The sequence below is a fragment of the Pseudomonas sp. HD6515 genome (assembly GCF_024971855.1).
GTDB classification, from domain to species: Bacteria; Pseudomonadota; Gammaproteobacteria; order Pseudomonadales; family Pseudomonadaceae; genus Aquipseudomonas; species Aquipseudomonas alloputida.
In genome coordinates this window covers 1,619,200-1,641,845 of the sequence record NZ_CP079827.1, presented here as the reverse complement: position 1 = coordinate 1,641,845, position 22,646 = coordinate 1,619,200, and the positions used below count along the sequence as shown (strand labels likewise).

The following is a 22,646-nucleotide window of genomic DNA, read 5'->3' as shown; positions in this document are numbered from 1 at the left end:
TGTCACTGGTAGGCCCCGTCAGTCACTCTAGACTCGAATCAGGCTCCACGCCGTGTATCTTGTCCAGAAGTATTAATCCCGGAGCACTGCCATGAACAGCACAGCGCAGTTTCGCAGTTTTGCCGAGTTCTATCCGTACTATCTGGGGGAGCACAGCAACCCCACCTGCCGCCGCCTGCACTTCGTCGGCACCAGCCTGGTGATAGCGCTGCTGGCCTACACCATTGGCAGTGGCAAATGGTTGCTGCTGCTGGCCGTGCCGGTGTTCGGCTATGGCTTTGCCTGGGTCGGGCACTTCTTTTTCGAGAAGAATCGGCCAGCGACCTTTACCTATCCGCTGTACAGCCTGGCCGGGGATTTCGTGATGTTCCGGGATATCCTGCTGGGCAAGCTCAGGCTGTAAGCGTCCGAGGCCGCTTGGCGGCACTCTGCCCTCGGCCCCTAAGCCGGCTCGCGCAACGCCGCCACGGCCTGCGCTTCGGCCAGCCGATACAGTTCGACGCTGCCATCCCAATGCTCGATCAGGGCCGTGCACGACTCCACCCAGTCCCCGCAATTGAGGTAGTCCACCTCACCCACCTTGCGTATCTCGGCATGATGGATATGCCCGCACACCACTCCATGAAACCCACGACGGGTGCATTCATGGGCAATGGCATTCTCGAAGTCGCTGATGAAGTTCACCGCGCCTTTCACCTTGTGCTTGAGGTACGCCGACAGCGACCAGTAACCATAGCCATACCGCGCTCGCCAGTGGTTGAGCCAGCGGTTGAGCACCAAGGTGAATTCGTAGGCGCGATCACCCAGAAACGCCAGCCAGCGGTGGTAACGGGTAATCACATCGAACTGATCGCCATGGACCACCAGCAGTCGGCGGCCATCGGCTGTCAGGTGCTCGGCCTCGTCTACCAGCTGAATGTTGCCCAGAATCAACTTTGAGTAGCGGCGCAGGAATTCGTCATGGTTGCCGGTGACGTAGATCACCTCGGTACCGCGCTTGCTCATGGTCAGCAGCCGGCGGATCACGTTGGTGTGAGCTTGCGGCCAATAGATCCCGCCGCGCAGTTTCCAGCCATCGATGATATCGCCCACCAGGTAGACGCGGTCAGCCTGGTAGCCCTTGAGGAATTGCGACAGGTGTTCGGCCTGGCAGTCGCGGGTACCCAGGTGCACGTCGGAGATCCACAGGGTACGCACGCGTTGCTTGCGCGAGGGGCGGGACAGTTCGGCATGGCTCATGGGCAGGCTCCGGCGCAGTTTGCTGGAGACTGGCAGGCGTGCATGACAGCGCCATGGCAAAACAGTGACGAGTGATGGCGTGCAGGGATTGAGGCACAATGGGCGCCTGCCCTGCGAGGAAGCCCCCATGACCGCCGGCCCGATCCTCTCGCTGCGCCATTACCGCGACAGCCTGATCGCCCATAGCCACGAACACCCGCAACTGGTGTTCGGCCTGCGCGGCCGCCTGGAGTTCGAGGTCCAGGGACATGGCGCCGGCATCGATCGCCAGGGGCTGATCGTGGTCCCGGCGGGTGCTCATCACACGTGCGCCAGCGATGCCGGCAGTGATTGCCTGGTGCTTGATGTGCCAGGGGAGCCTTGGCTGCGCGAGCACCTGGGCGAGCATGCCGATGCCAGCCGCCGCCTGCTCGACCGCCCCGCCGCCGTGAGCCTGGATGAGCGCCAGCAGCAACTGGTGGACTGGCTGGCGACCAGCCCCGTGCACGACCCACTGATTGCCCGTCAAGGCGCGGCACTGCTGCTGGCCAGCCTCAACGCCACGGCGGCAGCCAGCGTGCACGCCAGCCAGCGCCTGCCCTACAGCGCCTTCGATGCGCATATCGAGCAACATGCGGCTTACCCGCTGCAGGTAGCTGACCTGGCGCGCATCGCCGGGCTGTCCAGTGCCCGGCTGCATGCGCGCTTTACCACTGAGTGCGGGATGACTCCGATGGACTACATTCGCCAGCGGCGTTTGCTCAAGGCGCGGCGGCTAATCGTGCAGACCGTGCTGCCGATGGGCGAAATTGCGGCGCAGGTGGGGTATAGCTCGCAAAGTGCCTTTTCAGCGGCGATGCTACGGGCGTTCGGGTGTACACCTTTGGCTTTGCGGCGAGAGTCTGGCGATAACTGACAGCAGTCTTGCGACAGAACGTGTTCGCCTGAGGCTTTAGACTTTGCCTTTACCGGCCCTTTCGCGGGTAAACCCGCTCCTACAGGATGCCCCCGCCTGAAGGTTGTGCAAAACCTGTAGGAGCGGGTTTACCCGCGAAAGGGCCGGCACAACCTGTAGGAGCGGGTTTACCCGCGAAAGGGCCGGCACTGCCTGTAGAGATCTTCATCAAGGACCCATCATGAACCACCGCACCGCCCTCGGCGCACTGCACATTGGCGCGCTGTTCTTCGGCCTTACCGGCGTCTTCGGCAAACTGGCCGCCAGCGCCAGCCCGGCGATCATTGTCTTCGGTCGCGCCGCCTTCGCCGTACTCGCCCTGGCCCTGTTCGCCAGCCTGGCCGGCCCGGGCTGGCAACGCGTGAGCCGCCAGGATACGCGCCGCCTGCTGCTCGGTGGTGTGCTGCTGGCCGGCCACTGGGTCAGCTTCTTCATCGCCGTCAAAGTGGGCGGCGTAGCCATCGCCACCCTCGGCTTCGCCAGCTTCCCGGCCTTTACGGTGATCCTCGAAAGCCTGCTGTTCCGCGAGCGTATCCACCGTAACGAAGCCGTCTTGGTCGTGCTGGTCAGCATTGGCCTGATACTGGTCACACCGGCATTCGACCTGGCCAGCGAAGCCACCGGCGGCCTGCTCTGGGCACTGCTCTCGGGCCTGCTGTTCTCGCTGCTGTCACTGACCAACCGGGCCGGCTCCGGACGTTTGCCTGCAGTGCAGGCCGCACTGTGGCAAAACCTGGTGGTGGGCCTGTGCCTGCTACCGTTCGCGGCGCCCGGCCTGGCCGACGTTGCGACCCTGGACTGGCTGTGGATCGCCCTGCTCGGCATTTTCTGCACGGGGGTGGCGCACAGCCTGTTCGTCGCCAGCCTGGCAGTGATCAAGGCGCGCACCGCTGCGGTCGTGTTCGGCATGGAGCCGGTCTACGGCATTGCCGTGGCCTGGGCAGTGTTCGCCGAAACACCTACCGTGCGCATGCTGCTGGGCGGCGCGCTGATCATCTTCGCCATCGTGCTGTCCAGCCGCCTGGCTGCCGAGCAGCCGCCCAGGCAGCGGCCACTGACCGAGGGCGCCTGATCAGCGGTCGTTGTGACCAAGGTTACGCTGCGGGTCGACCAGGTCGCGCACCCGCTGCTTCAGTGCCTTCGCCTCGGGGAAACCGCCGTCGGCCTTGCGCTCCCAGATCTGCACGCCATTGCAGGTGATGCGGAAGACACCCCCGGTGCCCGGCTCCAACGCAACCCGGCCAAGGTCGTCGGCAAAGGTGCTGAGCAGTTCCTGAGCCAGCCAGGCCGCACGCAGCAGCCACTGGCACTGGGTGCAATAGGTGATGACGATTTCCGGCTTGTTGTCAGCCATGGTGAAACATCTCCAGGTAAGGGGCCGCTTATACTAGCGGTCTTTAGCCCACGGTTTGAGAGTCACGATGCGCCGTCTGCTGTTCTGTTTTCTGCTCGCACTCACCTCGCTTACGGCAATCGCTGCGGAACCCGCCAGGCCCAAGGTCGGCCTGGTGTTGTCTGGCGGTGCTGCCCGTGGCCTGGCCCACATCGGCGTGCTCAAAGCACTGGAGGAACAGGGTGTGCGCATCGACGCCATCGCCGGCACCAGCATGGGCGCGGTGGTCGGCGGCCTGTACGCCTCGGGCTACAGTGTCGAAGAGCTGGAAAAACTTGCGACCACCCTTGACTGGCAACAGGCGCTCTCCGATGCCCCGCCGCGCAAGGATGTGCCGTTCCGGCGCAAGCAGGATGACCGTGACTTCCTGGTCAAGCAGAAGCTCAGCTTTCGCGACGACGGCAGCATGGGCCTGCCGCTGGGTGTGATTCAGGGCCAGAACTTGTCACTGCTACTGGAAAGCAAACTGGCGCATACCGCCGACACCCGCGACTTCGATAAGCTGCCCATTCCTTTCCGCGCCGTGGCTACCGACATCGCCAGTGGCGAAAAAGTCGTGTTCCGCCGGGGTCACCTGCCCCAGGTAATCCGCGCCAGCATGTCGATCCCCGCCGTGTTCGCCCCGGTCGAACTGGACGGCCGCCTGCTGGTGGACGGCGGGATGGTCGACAACATTCCGGTGGATGTGGCCCGCGAAATGGGCGTGGACCTGGCCATCGTGGTCGACATCGGCACCCCGCTGCGCGATCGCAAGCAATTACTGACAGTGGTCGACGTGCTGAATCAGTCGATCACTTTGATGACCCGGCGCAACTCCGAAGAACAACTGGCCAGTCTGCACCGCGACGACATCCTCATCCAGCCATCGCTGACCGCCTTCGGCGTGACTGACTTCGGCCGTGCCCGCGACATGATCGACGCCGGTTACCGCGCCACTCGCCTGCTTGACCCACGCCTGGCCACCCTGCGCCAGCTCGAGGGCGACGCCAGCCTGGCCGTGGCCCGCTCGCCGCGCCAGCGCACGCCGGTAATTACCGCAATCCGGATCGAAAACGACTCCAAGGTCAGCGATGATGTAATCCGCTCGTACATCCGCCAGCCAATCGACGCACCGCTGGAACTGGGCCGCCTGCAGACCGACATGGGTACGCTGTATGGCCTGGACTACTTCGACAGGGTGCAGTACCGCGTGGTGCACAAGGGCAACGACAATACCCTGGTGATCAACGCCCGGGGCCGACGCGGCGGCACGGACTACCTGCGCCTGGGCCTGAACCTGTCCGATGACCTGCGCGGCGACAGCGCTTTCAACCTGGGCGCCAGCTACCGGGTCAACGGCATCAACAGCCTTGGCGCCGAATGGCTGACCCGCGGCCAGATCGGTGACCAGCAAGCGCTGTACAGCGAGTTCTACCAACCCCTGGATGTGGGCTCACGCTACTTCATCGCGCCGTACCTGGACCTGGGCTCGCAGAACATCGAAGCCACCCTGGACAACGACCCGGTCGCCGAGTATCGCCTGGAACGCTATGGCTTTGGCCTGAACGTAGGCCGGCAGATCGGCAACAGCGGTGAAGTGCGCCTGGGCGTGGGCAAGGCCTGGGGCGAAGCCGAGGTGCGCATCGGCGACCAGGACCTGCCCAAAGTCAGTTTCAACGAAGGTTTCTACGAGCTGAAGTACTCGTTCGACACCCTCGATAACGTGTACTTCCCGCACCATGGCGAGGATATCGGCCTCACCTTGCGCAAATACGACAAGTCGCTGGACTCCGACCAGGATTACCGGCAGTGGCTGTTCACCCTGGACAAGGCCATCAGCAGCGGGCCGAACACGTTCGTACTGGGTGGGCGCTACGGGCGCACGCTGGACGACACCGAAGTGGTGACGTCGAGCTTTGTGATGGGCGGGGCGCGAGAGCTGTCAGGCTTCCGCCAGGACTCGGTATCGGGGCAGAACGTGAGCCTGCTGCGCATGGTCTATTACCGCCGGCTGACGCCACGGGCCTATGTGCCGCTGGACTTCCCGCTGTACATCGGCGGCTCGCTGGAGCGTGGGCGGGCGTGGAACAATGACAACGAATTCGACAGTGGGTACATCAATGCGGCGAGCATCTTCCTGGGGCTGGAGACGCCTCTAGGGCCGCTGAACTTCAGCTACGGCGCCAACAGTGCGCATGAGCAGGCGGTGTACCTGAACCTTGGGCACACCTTCTGAGGCTTGCACTGCACCTGCAACGATGGGGGGAGCTCAGGACTTTTCGAGGTTGGCCAGGATCTTGGCATGCACGCGCATACAGACCTGCAAGTCCGCCTCGTCCACGCCGGTAAACAGCTCTACCCGCAGTTGGTTGGCGATGGTCTCGATCTGATCGATCAACGGCTTGGCCGGCGGGCACAGCACGATCTTCTTCGCCCGCCGATCCTCCAGCACCGCCTGCCGGCGCACCAGCCCTTGCGCTTCCAGGCTGTCGAGCAGACGCGCCAGGGTCGGGCCCTCGACACCTACGCTCTGGGCCAGCTCACGCTGGGTCGGGGCGTCTTCGAAGCGCGCCAGGTGCAGCAACACCAGCCAGCGCGCCTGGGACAGGTTGAGCCCGGCCAGGCGGCGGTCCAGCTCGGCACGCCAACCTCGGGACATCTGGGCCAGTTGCATGCCAAAGCGGTGTTGGTTGTCGTTCAGGGGCATAAGGAACTCATTGGAGTAGATCTAATTATTAGGCAGCTAACCATGCCCTGCCCCACGAGGCAAGGCTCGGCCATGGTTACGCGTTCGATAATCGTCAAAAAGCATGACAAAGGTCAGCAGATGGCGCTTCTGCCTTCGATCCTGCATGCGTTTACAATTCGAATTCCGCCGCCAGCGCTGCGCGCACGCAATAAAGTATACCCTCCGGCACCCGCGCCCCGAACTGCGGGGCAATGGCCGACACCGGTGGCAGCTCACCCTCGCCATCAAGAAAGGCGTCCTGCACCTCCATCATCAGGTCTTCCGGCAAGTCGATGGCCTGGTCCAGACTCAGCTCCTGGCGGCCCAGCGCCTCGGCCAGCAGGCTATACACATTCTTCTCGCTGCAGTTGAGCTGCCCGGCGATCTGCGCCGGGGTCATGCCGGCACGGGCCAGGCTGACCAGTTCGTGGCGCAGGTCGAGCACCACTTTCGGTGCCTCGTCGGTGCCACCGCTGCTGTTCAGCACTTCGAGGAACGCCTGGCCGTAGCGCTCCAGCTTGCGCGCCCCCACACCGCTGACCTGGGCCATGTCGCTGAGGCTGACCGGCTGGCTGCGCAGCATCTCCAGCAGTGTCGAGTCGGGGAAGATGACGTAGGGTGGCACACTGTGTTCTTCGGCCAGCTTGCGGCGCAGGGTACGCAGCGCTTCCCACAGATCGCGCTCTTCGGCACGCACCAGCTGGCTGGCCGGGCTGCCGCCGCTGGACGACGAGGTTTTGGCCGTGGTCTGCGGTTTGAGATCACGGCGCAGTTGCAAGGTCACCTCGCCGCGCAACAGCGGCCGGCAGCTGTCGGACAGGCGCAGACCGCCGTAGCCTTCCAGGTCGATATCGACCAGGCCGCGCGCCACAAGCTGACGGAACAGTGAACGCCACTCGACCTCGGCCAAGCCTTTGCCAACGCCGAATACCGACAGCTTCTCGTGGCCGAAATTGCGCACCTTCTCGGTGTCCTTGCCCAACAGCACATCGACCAGGTGGCCTACACCATAGCGCTGGCCGGTGCGGAACACCGCCGACAGCGCCTGGCGGGCCGGCTCGGTGGCGTCCCAGGTCTGGATGTTGTCGACACAGTTGTCGCAGTGCCCGCACGGTTGTTCGAGGGTTTCGTCGAAGTAGGCCAGCAGCGACTGGCGGCGGCAGCGCGTTTCTTCGCACAGCGCCAGCATGGCGTCCAGCTTGTGCTGCTCGATGCGCTTGTGGCGCTCGTCGCCTTCAGAGTTCTGCAGCATCTGCTTGAGCATCACCATGTCCTGCAGCCCGTAGGCCATCCAGGCATCGGAGGGCAGGCCGTCACGGCCGGCCCGGCCGGTTTCCTGGTAGTAGGCCTCAAGCGATTTGGGCAGGTCGAGGTGAGCAACGAAGCGCACGTTAGGCTTGTCGATACCCATGCCGAAAGCAATGGTAGCGACCATGATCAACCCTTCCTCGTTGAGAAAGCGGTGCTGGTTGGCCGCACGTGTCTCGGCGGCCAGGCCGGCGTGATACGGCAGCGCAGGGAACCCCTGACTGCAGAGGAAGGCGGCGGTTTCGTCGACCTTCTTGCGCGACAGGCAGTAGACGATGCCAGCGTTGCCACGACGCTCGCCGAGAAAGGCCATCAACTGCTTGCGCGGTGCCTCCTTGGGCACGATGCGGTAGAAGATGTTGGGCCGGTCGAAACTCGACAGGAAGCGCTCGGCGCCCTGCAGGTGCAGGCGCTGAACGATCTCCTCGCGGGTTCGCATGTCGGCCGTAGCGGTAAGCGCAATGCGCGGCACATGCGGAAACAGTTCGGCCAGCTGACCCAGCTGCAGGTACTCGGGGCGGAAATCGTGACCCCATTGCGAAACGCAGTGGGCCTCGTCAATGGCGAACAGCGAGATGTCCAGATCGCGCAGGAAGTCGAGCATGCGCGGCTGCACCAGGCGCTCCGGCGCCAGGTACAGCATCTTGACTTCACCACGGCGCAGGCGCCCGGCCAGTTCACGCTGCTGCTCCGCCGTCAGGGTAGAGTTCAGGGCGGCCGCAGACACACCCAGCTCGTCAAGGGTGGCGACCTGGTCGTCCATCAGCGCGATCAGTGGCGATACCACCACCGTCAAGCCCGGGCGCAGCAGCCCCGGCACCTGGAAACACAGCGATTTGCCGCCACCGGTGGGCATCAGTACCAAGGCATCGCCGCCATTGGCCACGCATTCGATGATCGCTGCCTGGCGCCCACGGAAACTGTCGTAGCCGAAGATGTCCTTGAGAACGCGCTGAGCCTGTTCGAGCATGTGCAACTCCAAATCGCCGTACCATCCTGGATAAAGGCTGGACGAAAAACCCGCCCCGCACACGCCAAATGCGTAAGCGGTTTTTGCCAGGCAGCCGTTAAAACCTGCCCCTGGATGAAAAATCGCGGAGTATACCGCAGCACCGCGCTGCACATGCACCGCGGCGATAGACGTTCCCTTTGCCCCGCTGCCGCTGCAAGGTGCTAGAATTCGTTATCGTTTATTCCCCAAGGTAGCCCTGTAATGTCCTTCGCCGAGCAACTGACCCGCCTGCAAGCCTTCCTCGACGCCGACGAGCTGCACGAAGAAGCGCTGGACTATGTCGCCGCACACGGCTACCTCACCGCTCTTTCGATCAACGCCGAGGACGTGCCCGAGCGCGAGTGGATCGACGCCCTGTTCGCCGAGGAGCCGCACTACGCCAGCGAAGCCCAGCGCACCGAGATCGAGGCCACCCTGGTGGCGCTCAAGGCGCACATTGCCCGCCAGCTGGCCAGCGACGAAGAATTCGACCTGCCCTGCGAGCTCGACCTGACCGATGAGCCGGACGATTCCGACCTGCGCGGCTGGTGCATCGGCTTCATGGAAGGCGTGTTCCTGCGGGAAGAGGCGTGGTTCGAAAACGCCGAGGAAGAAGTCAGCGAAATGCTGCTGCCGATCATGGTGGGTTCGGGGTTGTTTGACGAACAGCCAGAGTTCGCCGATATCGCCAGCAACGCCAACCTGCAGGATGACATGATCGTGCAGATCCCTGAGGCACTGAGCGCACTGTTCCTGCTGCTGCACGCCCCTGACGAAAAACCGGCGCTGCTCAAGCCACGCCACCACTGAGCAACCTGTGCGCTACCTGCTGCTGGCCACTGGCTGGCTCAGCGTCGCGCTGGGGGTGCTGGGGATATTCCTGCCGGTCTTGCCCACCACCCCATTCCTGCTTTTGGCGGCGGCCTGCTTTGCCCGCAGCTCGCCGCGCTTTCACCACTGGCTGGTCCATCATCCCAAGCTGGGACCATGGATCCGTGACTACCTCAGTGGTGAAGGCATCCCCCTCAAGGGCAAGGTCTACGCCATCGGCCTGATGTGGGCCAGCATTGGCCTGTCGTGCTACCTGGTCCCGCTGTTCTGGGCACGTACCTTCATGCTGACCAGTGCCGTGCTGGTTACCTTGTACCTGCTCAGGCTGAAAACCCTGCACAAGCCAAAGTGACAATATTTTGTCGCCAAATATCGCTTTCGCCTAATCAACACCTTCTTTATCCGAATTAGTTCTGGAACCGCGTGTAGACCTTGTATCCATGGGTTTTCGAGGCATTTCCCGCCTTCGTTCCGTGCCCTTGAATACACACTTATTAGACAACAACGATCTTATATGGCAATTTGATATGAATAAATCTTCTTATCTATCGCGTTGAATGTACTTAGCTGTGTTGTTAAAAACCTGCAACACTATACGCGATACGTTTATCGTCATTTTTTTGGCGAACAGCAGGATCAATTCCAGGATCAGGGAGATGTACCATGCGCGTTTTGAACCCCATCACCAGTGCTTTACTGTTGGCCCTGGCGAGTGCCAACGTACAGGCGATGTCGATTACCGAGGCTGTCCAAAGCGCCGTGGACTACCACCCACAAGTCAGCTCCAACCGTAACAGCAAGCTGTCGGCCGATGAAGACGTGAAGTTCGCGCGTGGTGGCTACTACCCTTCCGTGGACCTGGTTGCCGGTTATGGCCGCCAGCGCTCGGACAACGCCACGACCCGTGCCGAGGGTAACCACAACAAGGAAACCCTCAACTACACCCAGTCCGAACTGCGCCTGCGGCAGATGATCTTCGACGGCTTCAACACCTCGAATGAAGTAGGCCGCACCGAGGCGGTCTCTACCTCCCGCGCCTATTACACCCAGGCCGTTGCCCAGGATGTCGCCCTGCGTGCAGTCGAGGTCTACCTGGAAGTGCTCAAACGCCGTGAACTGGTGACGCTGGCCAAGAACAACCTGCAAGCTCACCTGCGCGTCAACGACCAGATTGGCCTGCGCAACGAGCGCGGCGTCGGCAGCACCGCCGACCTCGACCAGTCCCGCGCCCGTCGCGCCCTGGCGGAAAACAACCTGGACACCGCCGAAGTCGACCTGGCCGATGCCGAGGCCAACTTCTTCAGCGTGATCGGTCGCGCCCCGGACGAGCTGGAAAGCCCGCAGAGCATCAGGGGCGAGGTGCCAGGCACCCTCGACGAAGCCCGCGACGGCATGCGCCAGAACAACCCGTACATCAAGTCTGCCCAGGCTGACGTCAACGCCGCCGAGCGGCAGTACGAAGTGGGCAAGTCGACCTTCTACCCGCGCTTCGACGCCATTCTGGCAACCGGTGCCAACAACAACACCGGCGGCGAGAAAGGCCACAACAACAACGACTGGCAAGCTGGCGTGGAGATGAACTACAACCTGTTCCGCGGTGGCAGCGACAAGGCTCGCCTGCAGTCCGACGCGCACAAGATCAACCAGGCACTGGACATTCGCAACAACGCCCTGCGTGAGTTGACCGAAAACCTGAGCCTGGCGTGGAACGCCATGAACAACGCCAGCAAGCAGCTGCCAACCGCGCGCGAATACGCCGAGACCACCAAACGTGTGCGCGCGGCCTACCAGGACCAGTTCGGCCTGGGCCAGCGCACCCTGCTGGACGTCCTCGACAGTGAGAACGAGCTGTACAACGCAGACCGTCGCTACACCGAGGTGCGTTATACCGAAGAGTTCTCGCGCTACCGCGTACTGGCGACCATGGGTGAATTGCTGAGCAAACAGCATATTTCGTTGCCACCAGAGGCGCTGGCGACCACCGAAGTCCGCACCGAGGCGCGTCTGCCTGAGATGCGTTGAGCGGGTTTTAGGTAGCGGGGCTGCTTTGTGCTGCGAATGGGCTGCAAAGCAGCCCCCAACCCTCATTCGCGGCCATGATTACGCTGAAAAGTCTCTACGCCCATGGCCCTGATCTGCCCCTCGATCAACGCCTCGAACGGCGCCAGCAGTGCATCGAAGCAGGCCGGTTGCTCCAGCGTGTTCAATGCCCCGACCACCGCCTCGATCGTCGACAATGCTCCCGCCTCCGGCGCTTTGCGCAACCGATAGCGTGAAGCGGCCACCTGCCCCAGCGTCACCCGTGGCAGCCCCCCCAGCAATGGGTTCAGGTACAGCAGTTTGCGCGCCTTGCGCCAGGTGCCGTCGGGCACGATCAGCAGCAAAGGTTTGTCGCCCGCCTCGCCATAAGCTGTCAGCACCTGGGCGTCATCACCCGGGAACAGCAGCACCGGGTGGTATCCGGGGGTGGCGAGCAGGTCATGCAGGTCATCGAACACCTCTCCAATCCGCAACTCGGCATTGTTCAGGCCAAGGGCAGCCAGGCGCGCCGTGTTCAGGGCATGGGCAGTTTCACTGGGGTGCTGCAGCAGGATCACACGGGTGCGGCTGTCGAGCGCGGGGATCAGTGGGCATAGGCAATGGTCGAGCGGGCGCTGGCAGCGCTCGCAGCGGGGTCTGGGCATGGCGGTCTCCTTGGCGGGGACAGTTTGCCACATAACAGGGGCCCGCTTTGCGGGCCCCGCGATTTCAACGGTTGAACCTTTCCGCCAGGCTATGCAGGTACTCCGCCATGCGCTCGAGGTCCTGGCTGATTTCCGCGCCTTGCCTGGCTTGCCCGGCACTCTGGTCGCAAAGTTGGGCAATCCTCACGATCTGCTGGTTGATGTCTTCAGCCACATGGCTCTGTTGCTCCGATGCCGTGGCCATCTGCTGGCTCATGCCGGTGATGCGGCTGACCGCCACGGCAATCCCGCTCAGCGCCGCCTGCACCGCCTCGACACTGTGCACACTGTCCCGGGAAATCTGCTCGCCCCGGCTGGCAGTGCTCACCGCTCGCTCCGCCCCGGCCCTCAACGAGGCGATGATATGGTGGATCTCTTCGGTCGACGCGCGGGTACGCTGCGCCAACGACCGCACCTCATCAGCCACCACGGCGAACCCGCGTCCTTGCTCACCGGCGCGCGCCGCTTCAATGGCGGCGTTAAGCGCCAGCAGGTTGGTCTGCTCGGCAATCGAAGTGATCACGTCGACCACGCTGCCAATCGACTGGGTCTGCTCGGCCAAGGCGTTGACCGCCTGACCAATGTCATTGACCGCGTCGCTCATGCTGCCCATGGCTTGCAGGCTCTTCAGGGCCAGCTCGCTGCCCTGCTGCGCCAGTTGGTCGGCATCACCTGCCGCGTGTGCCGTGCTCTGCACATTGTGGGTGACCTGCTGGATGGTTGCCGCCATCTGCGCGATGGCGGTGGCGGACTGGTCAGTCTCGCTGCGCTGCCGGTCGAGCATCTGCGCCTGGGCATCGGACAAGTCGGAAGATTGCGCCGCCCGCGACTTTACCCCGACCCCGGCATCCACCAGGCGGGTCAGGGCCGTTTGCAGGCGGGCTTCTTCGCTGATGATGGCCAGGTCGAGCTGGCCCTGCAGGCCTGGGTTGTCGCTGTAGGTCAGCGCCACCAACGGACTGGTAAAGGCCTTGGGATGCTCAGCCAACGTGCGGCGAATGGCCTGGTTCTGCCGGTGCTCGACCCAGTACCAAGCCAGCAGCAGACTTGCCATCAGCACCGCGAGCGCCGCATAGGGGGGCAACCAAAGGTAACCCGCCGCCGACAGCAGGCCTGCGCCGATCAGTGGCCAGCCATGGCCCAGGCCGTGCCCCAGGCGAGCAGCCCACGGCACTGGGCCGCGACCATCACGCAAACGCGCATACAGTGCCTCGGCACGGCGGATCTGCTCGCGCGTGGGCACCGAGCGCACCGACTCGTAGCCACTGATCCGGCCTTGTTCGTATATCGCCGTGACATAGGCGCTTACCCAATAGTAATCGCCGTTCTTCGCCCGGTTCTTGACGATGCCCATCCAAGGTTTGCCCTGCTTGATGGTCTCCCACATGTGGCCAAACACCGCCGGCGGCATGTCCGGGTGGCGCACCAGGTTGTGCGGTTGGCCGACCAGCTCGTCGTAGGTAAAGCCGCTGATTGCCACAAAGGCGTCGTTGCAGTAGGTGATTCGGCTGCCGAGGTCAGTCGTGGAAATAAGGCGTTGATCGCCGGGGAAGGTTCTTTCGTGCTCAGTGACGGGCAAATTCATGCGCATCTTGGGCGATCCTTGCAGGATGAAATAAGGGGAAATCATCAGCGCAAGTTGATATGTAGCAGAGCGCTATCAGGTTAGCGGCCAGCGTTTACCGGAATTTAACCCGCTCCCGACGGAATGCATGAATGCGTCGCATCTCAGCCCACGTTGAGCTGGCTTTTCAGCAGGTCACGGAAGGTCTGGATCAGCGGTTCGCGGCTGCGCCCGCGGCGAATGATCAGCGAGAACGGGGCCTGGTAACCAAAGGTCGACGGCGACAGTACACGCAAGTCACCTTTGTCGACCCAGGCCTGGGCGTAGTGTTCAGGCAAGTAGCCGATATAGGCCCCGGAAAGGATCAGGATCAGCTGCGCCTCCATGCTTTCAACCGTCGCCGCACTGTGCTTGAAGCCATGCCGGGCCAGTTCGGCCTGGCTCCAATAACCACGGCCGACCATGCGCTGCTGGGTCACCACCTGCTCGGGAATGCGCCGCTCGGCATACAACGGGTGGCGGCTGCTGCAGTACAGCCAGTGCTGTTCGCGGTACAACGGCTGGTAGAGCAGGCCGCTCATCCGCGAAGAAAACGCACCGATGGCCAGGTCCAGGCGGTTGTCCTGCACACCCAGTTGCAGCTCGTAGGGGCTGGACACCGACAGGTGCAGGTGCACCGCCGGGTGCTCCTGGCTGTAGGCACCGATGGCTTCGGCCAGCGGCAAGGCGCGGTCACCGACCGTGGAGTCGATCACGCCAAGGTTGAGGGTGCCACGCAGTTCGCCCTTGAGGGCGGCGGCATACTGCTCGAAACCGTCCAGCTCGGCCAGCAGGCGCAGGGTTTCCTGATGGAACAGCTCGCCCTTGCTGGTCAGGCTGAAGCCACCCCGACCCCGGTGGCACAACACGATACCCAAGGCGCCCTCCAGCTGGCTCATGTAGGTACTGATGGCCGAGGTCGACAGGTTCAGCTCGCGCTGGGCGTTGGCAAAGCCCTGGTGGCGCACCACGCTGATGAAGATGCGCAGCAGTTTCAGGTCGGGCAAGGTCGAGGCCATGGTGCAACGGTTCCACAAGGGTATGTGCGCGCAGTCTAACTGCTCTACCGCCTTTAGTTCAGAAAATCCTGAACTAAGTATTTGTCGGTAGCGATTCTTCCCCGGTACTCCCTTGAGCAGACTTGGCCGAAATGTCCCTGCCCGCCGGCAAACCACACGTGAATGGCGCGCGGCGGCACAGGTTCGAACAAACACAACAATCGACCGACTGATGAGGCCCACCGTGGACAAGACTCTCCACCAACCACTGGGCGGCAACGAAATGCCGCGTTTCGGCGGCATCGCCACCATGCTCCGCCTCCCCCACCTGCAAAGCGCCGAAGGCCTGGATGCCGCCTTCATTGGCGTACCGCTGGATATCGGTACCTCGCTACGCTCCGGCACCCGCTTCGGCCCGCGGCAGATCCGCGCCGAATCGGTGATGATCCGCCCGTACAACATGGCGACCGGTGCCGCCCCGTTCGACTCGCTGTCGGTCGCCGATATCGGCGATGTGGCAATCAACACCTTCAATCTGCTGGACGCCGTGCGCATCATCGAAGAAGCGTATGACGAGATCGTCGAGCACAACGTCATTCCCATGACCCTGGGGGGCGATCACACCATCACCCTGCCGATCCTGCGTGCGCTGCACAAGAAACACGGCAAGATCGGCCTGGTACACATCGATGCCCACGCCGACGTCAACGACCACATGTTCGGCGAGAAGATCGCCCACGGCACCACCTTCCGCCGCGCCGTGGAAGAAGGCCTGCTCGACTGTGACCGCGTGGTGCAGATCGGCCTGCGCGCCCAGGGCTACACCGCCGATGACTTCAACTGGAGCCGTCGCCAGGGCTTCCGCGTGGTCCAGGCCGAAGAGTGCTGGCACAAGTCACTGGAGCCACTGATGGCCGAAGTGCGGGAAAAAGTCGGCGGTGGCCCGGTTTACCTGTCTTTCGACATCGATGGCATCGACCCGGCCTGGGCACCCGGTACCGGCACCCCGGAAATCGGCGGCTTGACCACCATCCAGGCGATGGAGATCATTCGCGGCTGCCACGGCCTGGACCTGATCGGCTGTGACCTTGTCGAAGTCTCCCCGCCTTACGACACCACCGGCAACACCTCGCTGCTCGGTGCCAACCTGCTGTTCGAGATGCTCTGCGTGCTACCGGGCGTGGTGCGTCGCTAATACCGCTCTACCCCGGCAGGAGCCATGAGGGAGGGCCACTGAGGCCCGCCAACACAAGAAAAGACCGCCGGGCGCCGTGCAAACGCCCGCGCGGTCGATCTCGCCATAATAAAGATAATCGGGAGACCCCCAATGGCCTTGGACATCATTGTTGTAATGATCTACACCGCCGGCATGCTCGGGCTTGGCTGGTATGGCATGCGCCGCGCGAAAACCCATGAAGACTACCTGGTAGCCGGGCGCAACCTCGGCCCGGTGCTGTACATGGGCACCATGGCCACCACCGTACTCGGTGGCGCTTCCACCGTCGGCACCGTGCGCCTGGGCTACGTCCACGGCATTTCCGGCTTCTGGCTGTGCGCAGCCCTGGGCCTGGGCATCATCGCCATCAACCTGTTCCTCGCCAAACCGCTGCTGCGCCTGCGCATCTTCACCGTGACCCAGGTACTGGAACAGCGCTACAACCCCACCGCACGCCAGGCCAGCGCCGTCATCATGCTGGCTTACGCGCTGATGATCGGGGTCACCTCGACCCTGGCCATGGCCACCGTCCTGCAGGTGCTGCTGGACCTGCCGTTCTGGGCTTCGCTGATGCTCGGCGGCGGCGTGGTAGTGCTGTACTCGACCATCGGCGGCATGTGGTCGCTGACCCTGACCGATATCGTCCAGTTCGTGATCAAGACCGTCGGCCTGATGTTCATCCTGCTGCCAGTGTGCCTGTACAAGGCCGGTGGTTGGGACACCCTGGTGGCCAAACTGCCAGCGGCCAGCTTCCAGCTGACTACCATTGGCTGGGACACCATCATCACTTACTTCCTGATCTACTTCTTCGGCATCCTCATCGGCCAGGACATCTGGCAGCGAGTGTTCACCGCCCGTGACGAAAAGGTCTGTCAGCGAGCCGGCACCACCGCCGGTGTGTATTGCGTGCTGTATGGCCTGGCCTGTGCGGCGATCGGCATGGCTGCGCATGTGCTGATGCCCGACCTGGCCAACCCGAACAACGCCTTTGCCGAGATGATCAAGACCACCCTGCCCGATGGCATTCGTGGCCTGCTGATGGCCGCGGCCCTGGCGGCCATGATGTCCACCGCCAGCGCCGGTCTGCTGGCTGCCTCGACCACCGTGACCGAAGACCTGCTGCCCAAGCTGCGTGGCGGCAAGCAGTCGAGCCTGGGCACCAGCCGCCTGTTCACCCTGCTCACCGGCCTGGTGGTGCTGGGCATCGCGCTGGTGGTGAATGATGTGATCAACGCCCTGACCCTGGCTTATAACCTGCTGGTCGGCGGCATGCTGATCCCGTTGATCGGGGCGATCTTCTGGAAGCGTGCGACCACCGCAGGCGCGATTGCCAGCATGTCGCTGGGCTTTGCCACCGCCCTGCTGTTCATGTTCCTGGACGGGCTGGAGGCCAATACCCCGATCTACTACAGCCTGGCAGTAGGGCTGGTGAGCTTTGTGGGCGTGAGCCTGGTGTCGCGCAAGTCGGTGGCGGCGGTGAAGCTGGCCTGACTGCTGTACCGGCCCTTTCGTTTGTAGCGGGCTTGCACGCGCGAAAGGGCCAGTACAGGCAATAGACAATCAGCAGACACAAAAAGGCCGCTGCACCCACTCGGGTGAAGCGGCCTTTGTCGTTAATCAGCGCCGACGCGGTTGACGTTTGCGCTGCTCTTCATCAGTCGGGATCGGCACCGGCTGCAAGGGTGGTGGAATCAGCCCCAAGGCGACGGCCAGGTCGTGGAGCCAGTTTGACAGTGGTTTATTCATAATGCCCCCTTGACGGGTCAGCCTCACGGCAAATCAATCCTGCAATGTTTCATACAGATCATAGCCCTATGTCCTGTATTACGCATGCCTCTGTTCCTACAGATAAGGGCGATTTTGACTCGGATCAAGCCGTGGCGGCGCATTCCGACGACTGGTTAATCGTTTCGCTTTGTTGCAGGTCGATCCATGCCTGCAGATTAGCCCCGCGCATACCCTGGCGCCACATCAGCCAGGTGACCGCCTGATCGAAAGGTGCCTGCAGCGGGTGCACCCTCACCCGATCACGTCCAGGCAGGCTGTCGAGCATCGACTGGGCCATCATCGCCACACCTGCACCCGCGATCACACAGGCCAGCATGCTCTGGTACGACTCGATCTCCATCACCCGCCCCATCGGCGTATGGGCATGGGCATACCAGGCCTCCAGGCGCATGCGGTACGAGCAGCCCTGGCGGAAGGTGAACACCGCCTTGCCCGCCACGTCCTTGGCGGTGAGGACCGCCGGGTGCTCGGGGCTGGTGATCAGTACCAGTTGCTCATCGCACAGCGGCACGCCATCCAACCCGGCAAGGCTCGGTGGCCCGTCCACAAGAGCAGCATCCAGGGAGTGGTTCAACAGCCCTTCAAGCAACTCGCCGCTGGGTGCTGCACGCACTTGCAGGTTCACCTGTGGGTAAGCCTGGTGATAGCGCGCCAGCAACGCCGGCAAGTGGGTCGCCGCCGTGCTGTACATGGTCCCCAGCACGAAGTCCCCAGCCGGCTGACCGCCACGCACGGCGCCCAGCGCTTCGTCGCGCAAGGCGGACATACGGTTGGCATAGTCCAGCAGCACCTTGCCTGCTGGCGACAGTTGCAGGCGCTGACGTTCGCGCAGGAACAGTTCGACGCCCAGCTGCTCCTCGAGTTGGCGCAGGCGCGTGGAAAGGTTTGATGGCACCCGGTGCAGGCGCTCTGCGGCGCGGGTAACCGAGCCTTCCTCGGCCACGGCCTGAAAGATACGCAGTTGGCTGAATTCCACGGCATTCTCCAAAACAGAACAACTTGATCATCATTATTCAATTTTATTGAAAATAAAAGCACCCTAACCTGCCAGCCATCACTTACATCCGCGCAGGAGACCTGTCATGTCGCCACTCATTCAACTGCTCGCCAGCGCCGTGGCGCTGATGATGGCCATGGGCATCGGTCGTTTCGCCCTCACCCCGCAACTGCCACAACTGATTGCCGAAGGCCAGTTCGACCTGACAGTCGCCGGGCTGGTCGCGGCGGCCAATTACCTGGGCTATTTCGTGGGTGCGGTGGACGCCATGTTCGCCCGCTCGCCAGGCCAGGTCCGGCTGCGCCTGCACGGGGGGCTGTGGCTGTGTGTGCTGCTGACCCTGGCCTCCTGGGCTGCCAACGGCTTTTGGGGCCACCTGCTGCTGCGCTTCGGCACAGGCGTAGCCAGCGCCTGGGTGCTGGTGATGATCACCAGCCTCAGCCAGCAAGTAGCCACTGCCCACAACCGCCAGCGCCTGGGAGCGCTGGTTTTCGCCGGACCCGGCCTGGGTATTGCCGTGACCGGGCTACTGGCACTGGCCGCGCATGTGCAGGGGTTGGGCTCGGCTGCACTGTGGCTGATCTATGCCGTGGCTGCCTTGGTGATGCTGCTGGCCGTGCGGCCGTGGTTGCCACGGGCACTGCAAGCGGCACCGGCTCAGCCGCCAGTGCGACAAGGCCCGACGCGCAGTGTCGGCACTGGCCGCCTGGGGTTGGTGTATGGCCTGTATGGCATGGGCTACATCCTGCCAGCCACCTTTCTGTCACAGATGGCCAATCAGCAGTTTCGCGGGCAGTGGCTGGCTGACCTGTTCTGGCCGGCGTTTGGCCTGGCGGCGGCGCTGGGCGTTTTGCTGGTGAGCGTGCGCCGTGGTGGCCGCACCTCGACCTGGTTGACCACCACCCTGTGGTTGCAAGGGCTGGGTGTGCTGGCCTGCCTGATGGGTGGAGGGATCGGGCTGGTGCTGGGTGTTGCGCTGTGTGGCGGGCCGTTCCTGGCCTGCATGCAACTGGTCATGCAGCGCTCGCGCGAGTTGGCGCCACATGCCACACAGCGCAATGCCGGGCTGCTGACCGCGTGCTTTGCCTTGGGGCAGTTGAGTGGGCCGCTGCTGGCGGCGCTCAGCAGCCATTACAGTGGCGGGCTGCAACCGGCATTGATGCTGGCGGCGGGCGGGTTGGCGGTGGCGGGCGTACTGGTCCAGTTGCCGGGTAACGCACAGCAGGGAAGCGCCTGTCAGGCCAAGGCTGCATCCTGAGGCGATGCAGTCTGTACCGGCCCCTTCGCGGGCAAGCCCGCGCCTACAACGGCTTTGCAGGCGCGGCTTGCCCGCGAAGGGGCCGGTAGAGGCAACACATCACCCTACCAACCGCCGCAATTGTTGTTTCACCCAAGGCTCGGCACTTACCAGGATCACACCCAGCAATACCATCAACGCGCCCACCACGAAATTCGCACTAAGCGGCTCATCCAGCAGCAAAACGCCAAAGGTCACCCCAAACAACGGGGTAATGAAGGAAAACACCGCGAGGTTCGACGCCAGGTATTTGCGCAGCAACCAGAACCAGGTGAGGTAGCTGATGAACGACACCACAATCCCCTGGAACAATACACTGCCCATCGCCAGCGGCGTCAGCGACACCGCGCCGATCTGCCCGCTGAGCAGGGCGATCAGCAGCAGCCCGGCAAAACCGACCGCCAGCTGATAGAACAGGGTCAAGGTCGCCGGCGCCTCCGATAGCCGTGAACAACGCACCACCACCGTGGTCGCGCCCCAGGCCAGCCCGGCGATCACGCCAAAGGCATCTCCCAGCAAGGTGCGGCTGTCCATGTGCTCGAACGAAGTGCCACCGGCAAAGGCCATGGCAATGCCGCCGAAGGCCAGCAGAATGCCCAGCCACTGCAGCAGCCGCAAGCGTTCACTGGGTAGACGAAAATGCAGGCCCAAGGCGGTAAATACCGGCGCGGTATAGAGGAACACCGACATGTGCGCCGCCGAGGTCAGTTTCAGCCCTTCGGCAATGAACAGAAACTCCACCCCGAACAGCCCGCCCGCCACCAACCCTGCGCGCCAGGTGGTGCCGACCTGCTCCCAGCCACCCCGCCAGCACAGCATCAGGCCTACCAGCACAGCGGCAATGCCATTGCGCAGTGCTGCCTGCATCACCGGAGCAATGTCTGCGGCGGCGGTCTTGATCAGTACCTGCTGGCAGCCCCAGATCAGGCAAAGGCCCAGCATTACCTGGAAGGCAAAGGCGTCAGGGTTCTTGCGGACCGCGCTCATAAGCGGGCCTCTGGGGTGGTCGTAGGCATGGGCAAGGCTCGGCAGCGTTCAGAAGCTACCGATTATCGGGTTTTGAACGCTGCACTTGCCAGCCTTAAAACGACCTCAAGCAATCTGTGCCTTCGCAGATACCTGTTCGAACGTCGTTTCGTCCAGCGCATCTTCCTGCTCATCCAGCACCTGGCGCGGGTGCTCGAAGCCGGGGATGCTGCTGTCGATCAGGCTCATCAAGCGCGAGCCGCGTTCGGTCAGGACGAAGTTTTCGCCATTGCCGCCGTCCTCTTCAGGCCGGCATTCAATGAATCCGCGCTCAAATAGCAGCTTTTCATACTCGCATGCACGGGTTTTCAGGTGATCCACGTCACCCACCGGCTCACCCTTGGCGGCCAGTGCAGCAGCATGCTGTTCGGCATATGGGCGGGGTGTGAAGCTGTGACCGGCGCCATTCTGCACTTCGTGCAGCAAGCGTTCGATCAGGTCCCAGTCGTAGGCGATGCTCATGGCTACGGGCTCCTGCTGTGGACGAAAGGGGTACACAGGTTGGGACCCGCCAAGGTTGCCAAGCGTTCCGAAGCGCTTAGCGCTGGCGTTGTTGCGCTTGCATGTATTGGCGCAGCAACTGATTGATGCGGGTCTGGTAGCCGCTGCCCTGCTCCTTGAACCAGGCGAGGACATCTGAGTCCAGTCGAATGGTCACCGTCTGCTTGGCGGGAACGCGCAGCTCGGCCTGGCGGAAAAAGTCCTGGTCCAGTTCAGGGATATCTGATGTGTCGATATCCTTGTCGTCCTGCCGGGCCAGGCGGCTCCAGTCAGTTCTCGATGATTTGGTCATAGTACCTGGCCTCCCGTTTGGTGGCTTTTCTTGCAGAAATGATGCGTATCACCTCACCCCGCCTCTCCGTGTACACGACGACACCTATCAGCGCCTTTAGCCATCCTAGGCTGACCCAACGTTCTTCAGCACATTCCACATCCTCATCACGCCGGATCAGCATGGATGGTTGAACATGTCAGGAACGTCGGCAAAGTCGATGCCGTGCTTGCGGATATTGCTCTGGTTTTTCCCTTCGTCCCATTCAAAGAACATGGGACGAACTGTATTTACAGCTGTACATACAGTACCCCCTCTTTTCCTTCGAGACTAGAGCGATGTAGCGTGCTGCTCAACGGCGCTGGAGAGATACGGGAGCGTTTCAGAAACGGACTACCACCACCAAAGAAATCTTCCATCGGTCGCAAGCCCTGAACTTACCTGCCCCCACAGCCCTCCACCGGGCATCACCACCGCCGGAGGTTGGAAGGATGAAACCGCTACTGCCCATAGCCTGTGCCGCTGCCCTGCTTTGCGCCCTGCCCGCTTGGGCCTGCACACCTGAAGAAGCAACGCAAAAACGTGAGGAGCTGGCCGGGCTGGTCACTCAGTTGACTGAGCAGAACCCGCAAAAGGCCAAGGAGATCAATGATGAGCTTCAGGGGATGGATCTGGGGACGGCGAGCAAGGACTTGCCCGACAAGTGTCAGCTGATCGACCAGCGGATCAAGGAGTTGAAGCAGGCAGAGAAAAAGGCGGAGTGATCGTTCGTCGCCTGCGCACGCCCTTCGCAGAAGCAAGCTTGCGTCGCTTCTGCAAAGGG

Annotated in this window: 23 protein-coding genes and 1 pseudogene; 11 read left to right on the top strand and 13 right to left on the bottom strand. The window is 62.8% G+C overall.

The genetic code is table 11. The features are described 5' to 3' along the window. The first annotated feature begins 91 nt into the window (after positions 1–91). Positions 92–403 (top strand): DUF962 domain-containing protein, encoded by a 312-nt coding sequence (locus KW568_RS07680; RefSeq protein ID WP_003254563.1) that lies wholly within the window; start codon positions 92–94, stop codon positions 401–403. A gap of 38 nt (positions 404–441) precedes the next feature. On the opposite strand, the gene KW568_RS07675 is transcribed toward KW568_RS07680, so the two are convergent. Then, positions 442–1,239 carry a UDP-2,3-diacylglucosamine diphosphatase gene (locus tag KW568_RS07675; RefSeq protein ID WP_003254566.1) on the bottom strand — a complete coding sequence of 266 codons (798 nt, stop codon included), beginning with the start codon at positions 1,237–1,239 and terminating at the stop codon, positions 442–444. Positions 1,240–1,366: 127 nt separating this feature from the next. Here KW568_RS07675 and KW568_RS07670 point away from each other — a divergent pair, with 127 nt between their 5' ends. Further along, complete coding sequence (locus KW568_RS07670) at positions 1,367–2,134, top strand: AraC family transcriptional regulator (protein ID WP_003254568.1); 768 nt, start codon at positions 1,367–1,369, stop codon at positions 2,132–2,134. Positions 2,135–2,354: 220 nt separating this feature from the next. Further along, complete coding sequence (locus tag KW568_RS07665; protein WP_003254570.1) at positions 2,355–3,245, top strand: DMT family transporter; 891 nt, start codon at positions 2,355–2,357, stop codon at positions 3,243–3,245. Here the strand turns inward: KW568_RS07665 and KW568_RS07660 are convergent, their stop codons facing one another. Continuing rightward, the gene (locus KW568_RS07660) at positions 3,246–3,527 is read right to left on the bottom strand and encodes a SelT/SelW/SelH family protein (protein WP_004576877.1); all 282 of its coding nucleotides are present in this window, start codon (positions 3,525–3,527) and stop codon (positions 3,246–3,248) included. Between the two features lie 67 nt (positions 3,528–3,594). Here KW568_RS07660 and KW568_RS07655 point away from each other — a divergent pair, with 67 nt between their 5' ends. After that, entirely contained in the window at positions 3,595–5,781 is a 2,187-nt protein-coding gene (locus tag KW568_RS07655; protein WP_003254573.1) for a patatin-like phospholipase family protein, read from the top strand. Between the two features lie 33 nt (positions 5,782–5,814). Here the strand turns inward: KW568_RS07655 and KW568_RS07650 are convergent, their stop codons facing one another. Together KW568_RS07650 and recQ are read right to left on the bottom strand one after the other, a co-directional pair. Beyond that, entirely contained in the window at positions 5,815–6,252 is a 438-nt protein-coding gene (locus KW568_RS07650) for a MarR family transcriptional regulator (RefSeq protein WP_003254575.1), read from the bottom strand. A 151-nt stretch (positions 6,253–6,403) separates the two neighbouring features. Beyond that, positions 6,404–8,551 (bottom strand): DNA helicase RecQ, encoded by a 2,148-nt coding sequence (gene recQ / locus KW568_RS07645; RefSeq protein WP_004576876.1) that lies wholly within the window; start codon positions 8,549–8,551, stop codon positions 6,404–6,406. Positions 8,552–8,794: 243 nt separating this feature from the next. Between recQ and KW568_RS07640 the strand changes: the two genes are divergently transcribed. The 3 genes from KW568_RS07640 (at position 8,795) to KW568_RS07630 (ending at position 11,425) form a co-directional block, all read left to right on the top strand. Beyond that, on the top strand, positions 8,795–9,382 hold the full coding sequence (locus KW568_RS07640) for a YecA family protein (protein WP_003254577.1): 588 nt from the start codon (positions 8,795–8,797) through the stop codon (positions 9,380–9,382). 7 nt (positions 9,383–9,389) lie between these two features. Then, the gene (locus tag KW568_RS07635; RefSeq protein WP_003254578.1) at positions 9,390–9,755 is read left to right on the top strand and encodes a YbaN family protein; all 366 of its coding nucleotides are present in this window, start codon (positions 9,390–9,392) and stop codon (positions 9,753–9,755) included. Between the two features lie 311 nt (positions 9,756–10,066). Continuing rightward, a complete protein-coding gene (locus KW568_RS07630; RefSeq protein ID WP_004576875.1) occupies positions 10,067–11,425 on the top strand; it encodes a TolC family outer membrane protein in 1,359 nt (452 codons plus the stop codon). A gap of 62 nt (positions 11,426–11,487) precedes the next feature. Here KW568_RS07630 and KW568_RS07625 read toward each other — a convergent pair whose 3' ends face one another. From KW568_RS07625 to KW568_RS07615, 3 genes are all read right to left on the bottom strand, one after another. Further along, positions 11,488–12,087: a tRNA-uridine aminocarboxypropyltransferase gene (locus KW568_RS07625; protein ID WP_003254580.1), complete on the bottom strand. Its 600-nt coding sequence runs from the start codon at positions 12,085–12,087 to the stop codon at positions 11,488–11,490. Between the two features lie 64 nt (positions 12,088–12,151). Then, a complete protein-coding gene (locus KW568_RS07620; protein WP_004576874.1) occupies positions 12,152–13,717 on the bottom strand; it encodes a PAS domain-containing methyl-accepting chemotaxis protein in 1,566 nt (521 codons plus the stop codon). 137 nt (positions 13,718–13,854) lie between these two features. Continuing rightward, positions 13,855–14,748: a LysR family transcriptional regulator gene (locus tag KW568_RS07615; RefSeq protein ID WP_003254585.1), complete on the bottom strand. Its 894-nt coding sequence runs from the start codon at positions 14,746–14,748 to the stop codon at positions 13,855–13,857. 223 nt (positions 14,749–14,971) lie between these two features. Between KW568_RS07615 and speB the strand changes: the two genes are divergently transcribed. Together speB and KW568_RS07605 are read left to right on the top strand one after the other, a co-directional pair. Next, positions 14,972–15,922 (top strand): agmatinase, encoded by a 951-nt coding sequence (gene speB / locus KW568_RS07610; RefSeq protein WP_003254586.1) that lies wholly within the window; start codon positions 14,972–14,974, stop codon positions 15,920–15,922. Between the two features lie 132 nt (positions 15,923–16,054). Next, the gene (locus KW568_RS07605) at positions 16,055–17,434 is read left to right on the top strand and encodes a sodium:solute symporter (RefSeq protein WP_003254587.1); all 1,380 of its coding nucleotides are present in this window, start codon (positions 16,055–16,057) and stop codon (positions 17,432–17,434) included. A gap of 126 nt (positions 17,435–17,560) precedes the next feature. Here the strand turns inward: KW568_RS07605 and KW568_RS07600 are convergent, their stop codons facing one another. Continuing rightward, complete coding sequence (locus KW568_RS07600; RefSeq protein ID WP_009683677.1) at positions 17,561–17,689, bottom strand: PA1414 family protein; 129 nt, start codon at positions 17,687–17,689, stop codon at positions 17,561–17,563. Positions 17,690–17,813: 124 nt separating this feature from the next. Continuing rightward, positions 17,814–18,707 (bottom strand): putrescine utilization regulator PtrR, encoded by an 894-nt coding sequence (ptrR, locus tag KW568_RS07595; RefSeq protein ID WP_003254589.1) that lies wholly within the window; start codon positions 18,705–18,707, stop codon positions 17,814–17,816. 106 nt (positions 18,708–18,813) lie between these two features. On the opposite strand from ptrR, the gene KW568_RS07590 reads away from it, so the two are divergent. Then, positions 18,814–19,986, top strand: a complete 1,173-nt coding sequence (locus KW568_RS07590) for an MFS transporter (protein ID WP_004576873.1) — start codon at positions 18,814–18,816, stop codon at positions 19,984–19,986. Between the two features lie 99 nt (positions 19,987–20,085). Here the strand turns inward: KW568_RS07590 and KW568_RS07585 are convergent, their stop codons facing one another. From KW568_RS07585 to KW568_RS07570, 4 genes and pseudogenes are all read right to left on the bottom strand, one after another. Continuing rightward, positions 20,086–21,012 carry a DMT family transporter gene (locus KW568_RS07585; RefSeq protein WP_004576872.1) on the bottom strand — a complete coding sequence of 309 codons (927 nt, stop codon included), beginning with the start codon at positions 21,010–21,012 and terminating at the stop codon, positions 20,086–20,088. A 105-nt stretch (positions 21,013–21,117) separates the two neighbouring features. Then, positions 21,118–21,513, bottom strand: coding sequence for a hypothetical protein (locus tag KW568_RS07580; RefSeq protein WP_003254595.1), 396 nt, complete (start codon positions 21,511–21,513; stop codon positions 21,118–21,120). Between the two features lie 76 nt (positions 21,514–21,589). Continuing rightward, positions 21,590–21,844 (bottom strand): BrnA antitoxin family protein, encoded by a 255-nt coding sequence (locus tag KW568_RS07575; RefSeq protein ID WP_004576871.1) that lies wholly within the window; start codon positions 21,842–21,844, stop codon positions 21,590–21,592. After that, a pseudogene (locus tag KW568_RS07570) lies at positions 21,822–22,099 on the bottom strand (BrnT family toxin). The gene KW568_RS07575 and the pseudogene KW568_RS07570 overlap by 23 nt, the downstream one beginning before the upstream one ends. 215 nt (positions 22,100–22,314) lie before the next feature. Here KW568_RS07570 and KW568_RS07565 point away from each other — a divergent pair. Further along, complete coding sequence (locus KW568_RS07565; protein ID WP_003254599.1) at positions 22,315–22,587, top strand: hypothetical protein; 273 nt, start codon at positions 22,315–22,317, stop codon at positions 22,585–22,587. Positions 22,588–22,646: the final 59 nt, after the last annotated feature.

Coding starts and splice junctions, on each gene's coding strand:
- KW568_RS07655 (WP_003254573.1), top strand. CDS start 3,595: ATGCGCCGTCTGCTGTTCTGTTTTCTGCTCGCACTCACCTCGCTTACG.
- KW568_RS07620 (WP_004576874.1), bottom strand. CDS start 13,717: ATGCGCATGAATTTGCCCGTCACTGAGCACGAAAGAACCTTCCCCGGC.
- KW568_RS07590 (WP_004576873.1), top strand. CDS start 18,814: ATGTCGCCACTCATTCAACTGCTCGCCAGCGCCGTGGCGCTGATGATG.
- KW568_RS07660 (WP_004576877.1), bottom strand. CDS start 3,527: ATGGCTGACAACAAGCCGGAAATCGTCATCACCTATTGCACCCAGTGC.
- KW568_RS07625 (WP_003254580.1), bottom strand. CDS start 12,087: ATGCCCAGACCCCGCTGCGAGCGCTGCCAGCGCCCGCTCGACCATTGC.
- KW568_RS07630 (WP_004576875.1), top strand. CDS start 10,067: ATGCGCGTTTTGAACCCCATCACCAGTGCTTTACTGTTGGCCCTGGCG.
- KW568_RS07605 (WP_003254587.1), top strand. CDS start 16,055: ATGGCCTTGGACATCATTGTTGTAATGATCTACACCGCCGGCATGCTC.
- KW568_RS07665 (WP_003254570.1), top strand. CDS start 2,355: ATGAACCACCGCACCGCCCTCGGCGCACTGCACATTGGCGCGCTGTTC.
- KW568_RS07615 (WP_003254585.1), bottom strand. CDS start 14,748: ATGGCCTCGACCTTGCCCGACCTGAAACTGCTGCGCATCTTCATCAGC.
- KW568_RS07575 (WP_004576871.1), bottom strand. CDS start 21,844: ATGACCAAATCATCGAGAACTGACTGGAGCCGCCTGGCCCGGCAGGAC.
- KW568_RS07585 (WP_004576872.1), bottom strand. CDS start 21,012: ATGAGCGCGGTCCGCAAGAACCCTGACGCCTTTGCCTTCCAGGTAATG.
- KW568_RS07580 (WP_003254595.1), bottom strand. CDS start 21,513: ATGAGCATCGCCTACGACTGGGACCTGATCGAACGCTTGCTGCACGAA.
- recQ (WP_004576876.1), bottom strand. CDS start 8,551: ATGCTCGAACAGGCTCAGCGCGTTCTCAAGGACATCTTCGGCTACGAC.
- KW568_RS07565 (WP_003254599.1), top strand. CDS start 22,315: ATGAAACCGCTACTGCCCATAGCCTGTGCCGCTGCCCTGCTTTGCGCC.
- KW568_RS07675 (WP_003254566.1), bottom strand. CDS start 1,239: ATGAGCCATGCCGAACTGTCCCGCCCCTCGCGCAAGCAACGCGTGCGT.
- KW568_RS07640 (WP_003254577.1), top strand. CDS start 8,795: ATGTCCTTCGCCGAGCAACTGACCCGCCTGCAAGCCTTCCTCGACGCC.
- KW568_RS07680 (WP_003254563.1), top strand. CDS start 92: ATGAACAGCACAGCGCAGTTTCGCAGTTTTGCCGAGTTCTATCCGTAC.
- KW568_RS07670 (WP_003254568.1), top strand. CDS start 1,367: ATGACCGCCGGCCCGATCCTCTCGCTGCGCCATTACCGCGACAGCCTG.
- KW568_RS07600 (WP_009683677.1), bottom strand. CDS start 17,689: ATGAATAAACCACTGTCAAACTGGCTCCACGACCTGGCCGTCGCCTTG.
- KW568_RS07650 (WP_003254575.1), bottom strand. CDS start 6,252: ATGCCCCTGAACGACAACCAACACCGCTTTGGCATGCAACTGGCCCAG.